Raw genomic sequence first — 5,034 nt, forward strand, 5'->3', positions numbered from 1 at the left:
CTGGACAGCGTGGGAAACACAACCGCTGCCACCGGAAAGGGTTTTGCCATCGGAAGTGCCGCCCTGACGGCGATGGCGCTTTTGGCAGCCTATCTGGAGGAAATCCGCGCCGCGCTCATCGATATGGGCGGTAAAGCCAATCAATATATCTACATGACGATTAACCACAGCAAAGAGCTGGTGGAACACGTGCGCGTGGACCAAGCCACCGTGATGGACTTTATAAACTACTATCAGATTCATGTCCTGAACCCCAAATTCCTGCTGGGCATCTTCATCGGCAGCATGGCTGTCTTTGTTTTTGCCGCGCTCACCATCGAGGCGGTGGGAAAAGCCGCCGGTCTCATGGTGGCTGAAGTGCGTCGCCAGTTCAAGGAAATCCCCGGCATCATGGAAGGAACCGGCAAGCCCGATTACTCCAGTTGTGTAACGATTGCCACCATCGGCGCCCAACAGCAGATGCTTGTTCCCGCAATCGTGGGCATCGCCACTCCCATCATCACCGGCCTCATCTTCGGTGTGGCAGGCGTTTTGGGTGTTTTGGCAGGCGCCATGGTCTGCGGCTTCGTTTTGGCGATTATGCTGAACAATTCCGGCGGCGCCTGGGACAACGCCAAAAAGTATGTGGAAACCGGACAGTTTGGCGGAAAATCATCCTCAGTCCACAAAGCCACCGTGGTGGGCGACACTGTTGGAGACCCTTTCAAAGACACAGCCGGCCCCTGCATCAACATTCTCATCAAGCTCATGAGCATGGTTTCCATCGTTTTTGCCGGTCTCATCGTGAATTACAGCCTCAGGGTGGAAAAAATCAAGCCTCCCTTCAGCAAACAAAAAATCGAAACCACCTCCTATAACAATCTGTTGAAACTGGACAAAGACGCGGTGGATAACAGCGCCTGCAAAGACGAGCGGGTCATCACAGATGAATGTATTAACAGCATAGAAAACCCAGCCGGGGAAACGGAAGAAATCCCCACCAATCCTCCCGTCCCGCGCTAAAAACCACTAAACTATTTATCGCCCAAAAGCAGGCATCAACCCCCAAGCTTTTGGGCTTTTTTCATGCTTTTGAAAAACCCGCCTCTGCCCCACTCTTGCCTGTGGCTCCAGATTATCCCAGAATCATCTCCCGAACATCCCCTAAGCCAATGGGGAACTACATTTGTCATGTTCGAATTACACCTGAGTCAGAGTCAAGGAACAATCAAAACCCCGCTCTGAAACAAAAAAAACCCGAAGCCCAAAGGTGGCAGGAAGCTTCGTAATTCACCGCTTTCCCGTGGCTTATGGACTTCGGGTTATACTATCTTACTTTGCCAAAACCATCTTGCGGACAAGGGTTTGGCCACCAAAGTTCAGTCTTTGAATATACACACCGCTGGCAACCGGGTTTCCCTGCTGGTCGCGTCCGTTCCACAGCAGGCTGTGTTTTCCCGCGGGCAGTTCCTCCTCATCCAGCAGCGTGGCAACTTTTTGTCCCTTCAGGTTATAAATTGCCAGGCTGGTTTTTCCAGCCGCGGGCAGGCTGAAGGAAAGCCTGGTTTCGGGATTGAAAGGATTGGGATGATTTTGAAATAGAGCCGTTTCAAAAAGTGGCGGGATATGCGGGTCATCCGCGGAAGTATATTGATTGTAGATGAAGCTTCCATATACCCCCTGCACGAAATATTCGCTGTCCAAAATCCCGGAGCGGGCATCGTTCCAAGCCACCAGCGCCTGATATCCATGCGCGACGGCTTGAGCTCCATCTTGTTCCAGCCAGGCATCGCAGAGGGTGATGGTTTCGTCATCCAGCAATTCGCCATCCGGTTTGATGAACCTCATGAAAACATCCCTGTAACCGCCGCTATCAGGGCAGGTTGACCAAATTGCCGCCTTACTCGAATTTGGAAAATCGACCAAGCTGGCGCTGTACAGGAATCTGCCTGTTTCTTCCAGCAGGATTCCGGAATCATCAAGAATGAAGTTTCCATCGCCATCCATCATTTGAAAATACATCGAGTTTCCGCCCTGCCCGCCGGGTTGGAGCATGCTGAGTTGCTCTCCGTCCAAGAGGCTGTAAAAGGCTCTGTTTCCATAATTATAGCCCTCATCACCCCAAAGACGCAAGCCGCAACTGGTCAGGCGCTGAGCCTTCAAGCTATAATCCGCCGTGCTTTTGCCGAAAATGATGAGGTCGCCATCCACAATTGCGGAAGCGTGGTAATTGCATCCCTCCAAGACAATCAAACCCTCTTGTGGCCAGTTTGAATCAATCTCTCCCTGCTCATCGATTTTCAGCACATGGCAGTTGGTATACGTCCCGTTATAACCATAAGTTTCAAAAATGATATATCCATCTCTGAAACCCTTAAATCTGATATTCGTCCCCGCTGGAAAAGTGACAATTGTTTTTCCCTCTGGTTCCCACTGCAGGGTGTTGCCCACAATTTTTTGAAAGCGAAAAGAGGCTTGGGTGGGGCCGGAAAAATCATAGCGTTTCCAGACCACCGAAAGCCCGGAATCATCATATTCCATGGCGGCACTGGGGCTATGGTCCAGCGTAAACACAGGCAAGCCGTCTCCGGGATACACCGCTTCCCCCATGCCTTTGATTCTCTGCAGAAAAACACTGCTGCCTCTGTTGATGAGCATGGCGGCTGTGCCGTCGGGAAGGGAAATCGCTGTCATGCCGCCAGGATTGCTGAGGGTTTCACGAGGCAGCGCCCTGCCGTTTTCCTCCAAAAGCAGATTTTCGGTTTGGTCACAAATCTGATAATAGATGTTATCGTAGTAATCGCGGTCGTCATACCACATAACCAGATATTTATCTCCCAGCGGCAGAACTCTCGCCAGAAAGGCTATGCCATCCAGCCGGGAAACCAAAGTTTCGCCTCCCGCGGCCAGATATGGCGTGCCGTTTGTGTCCAAAGCCTGACGGCGGACATTTACGTTTTGGCCCTGAAGGTCGCGCCAGATGAGCAAAGCGCCGTCTGAAAAAGCTGTCAGCGCAGGCTGTTGAGCGCGCCAGGCATCATCAAGACTGAGAACCTTTGCGCCATCTGGCCAAGCCGGGCTGCCATCAGGCAAAATATACTGGGTGCAAACACCAAGGTTGAGGTTGTCTCCAATCGTCCAGGCAAGCCATGCGCCGCCCTGAGCGTCTGCGGAAACTTGGACCTGACCAACGATATCCCGCGCTGCCAAAGCTCCGGTGCTGACGCCGTTTTCACCCCAAAGTTCAGAAAAATCAGCAGCCAAGCGCTGGGCTTTAATCTCCGCCTCATCTGAACTTCCGTTGTATTTCTTCCAGGTGAAAACCAAACCGCCCTTCGCGAGCGGCTCCACAGAGATTTTTTCCCAATAGCTGATTTGCGTCTGCAAATCAAACAGGTAAGGTCGGCCAAATTGAAGATTGCCACTGGTGTCCATGCGCTGGAAGGCGATGTGGGTGGTGGGTTCTTCCCTTGTATTCCAAAGCAAAAACCCGCCGGCACGGTCTGGGACGATTTCGAAGCGTCCGCCTCCCTGCATGGCATCAGGCGTAACCATTGGTTCTTCACCAATTTGCGCTCCATCCGCGTCAAAACGGTAAAGCTGGGTTGTCCAGTTTTCAATCCCGGTGCCTTCGTTCCAATTTACAATGAAGCCACCTTCCAAATCGCTCAATGCACCTTGAAAAAGGAAGCGCGCGCTTTCGGAAACCAGAGATAATCCCTCTTCGGGCCAAAGCAGATTGCCCTGCGCGTCAAGATTTTGTCCTCTCACGTTATGGGTCGAAAAATCATCGGCATAAATGACGAAAACCCCGCCCACCTCATTGGGAACAATGCTTATCCGGGCAGCTCCCTCGATGATTTCAATCCCGTCGGCACCCCAGAGAGTCTCGCCGTTCGGGTTAATTTTTTGCAGTGAATAGCCATGCCTATAGCCATGTCCCGAACACTGGAAAACAAGCACAAAATTGTCGTCTGAACACCTCACACAGCTCACAAATTCCTGAACGCCACCTCCACCCGCAACAATCTTTGGCTTGCTCCAAAGCGCCTGTCCGGTATCATTGATTCTTTGGGCGTAAATGTCTGTGTCGCCGGCATCCGTGTCTTCCCAAAAGCTAATCACGCTGCCATCGGCGCATCGAACCTGGTTGCCATACCAATCAAGCTTCCAGGCTTTCCTGAAAGTAACCTCTTGCGCTCCGGCAAAAACCACTGCCAGAACGTAAGTCAGCAACAAAATTCGCTGTTTCATCTTTCCTCCCCATTGAAGTGTATCTTTTCGCTTATTTCAATTTTATGCAAGTTTTGTTCCGTACGATATAATATTATAGCTACTGCCTTATGATTTTTAGGCTGTATTTCACGGAATCACCCGTATCCTCCTTCTTTATTCCAACCAAACTCTTGCCTGACTTTTCCTTGTCAAATATCCGATTCTCTTTCGGGGGCTGGAAAAGGGCGACTATATGCCATCCTGAGCTGCACAAAAGAACCAGACCTTGATGGTGATTATCGTGCTATCGTTTTAACCTTTCGCTGTGCGCAACGCCTGAAATACTGACAACTGAATACTTTCTACTCGCTACCTCGCCACCCCAAAGCCCGCTCCTCTGCCCGTTTTCGCTGCGCTTTCTTCAGTTCCCTGCCCAGGGTGTCTCTGTTTTCCACACCCTGTTCAGAGCCTCCTGCCGCAGCCAGCAAATACCAGAAATAGGCTTCCTCCTTGTCCTGTTCCACGCCCAAGCCATGTTCGCACATCACCCCCAAATTGTTTTGGGCATCTGCATGACCCTGCTCTGCGGCGAGGCGCCAGCATCTGAAAGCTTCCCGGTTATCCAGTGCCATGCCTTCGCCCATGGTATACAAACAGCCCAGATGGTATTGCGCTTCCACATGACCCTGCTCTGCGGCGAGGCGGAACCATTTGGCAGCCTCTGTTTTGTTTTGTGACACGCCCTGGCCGGTGGAGTACAATCTTCCCAGGTTGAATTGCGCAACGGGGAGGCTCTGCTCTGCTGCGAGCTTGAACCAGTTGGCAGCTTGCTTGTGGTCC

The 5,034-nt window shown here is 51.7% G+C and carries 3 protein-coding genes; 1 reads left to right on the top strand and 2 read right to left on the bottom strand.

Going from position 1 to position 5,034, the window contains the following annotated elements:
• Window positions 1-1,002 (top strand): sodium/proton-translocating pyrophosphatase (locus GX135_07135; protein NLN85857.1); only part of this gene is annotated, 1,002 nt, incomplete at its 5' end.
• A 309-nt stretch (window positions 1,003-1,311) separates the two neighbouring features.
• Here GX135_07135 and GX135_07140 read toward each other — a convergent pair.
• Window positions 1,312-4,233: a T9SS type A sorting domain-containing protein gene (locus GX135_07140; GenBank protein NLN85858.1), complete on the bottom strand. Its 2,922-nt coding sequence runs from the start codon at window positions 4,231-4,233 to the stop codon at window positions 1,312-1,314.
• Between the two features lie 323 nt (window positions 4,234-4,556).
• The coding region (locus GX135_07145) for a sel1 repeat family protein (protein ID NLN85859.1) at window positions 4,557-5,034 on the bottom strand (478 nt) is incomplete at its 5' end.

It is taken from the genome of Candidatus Cloacimonadota bacterium (assembly GCA_012522635.1).
GTDB lineage: Bacteria > Cloacimonadota > Cloacimonadia > Cloacimonadales > Cloacimonadaceae > Syntrophosphaera.

What these genes read in the sequence shown, in the direction of transcription:
- GX135_07140 (NLN85858.1), bottom strand. Translation starts at nt 4,233, where the DNA reads ATGAAACAGCGAATTTTGTTGCTGACTTACGTTCTGGCAGTGGTTTTT.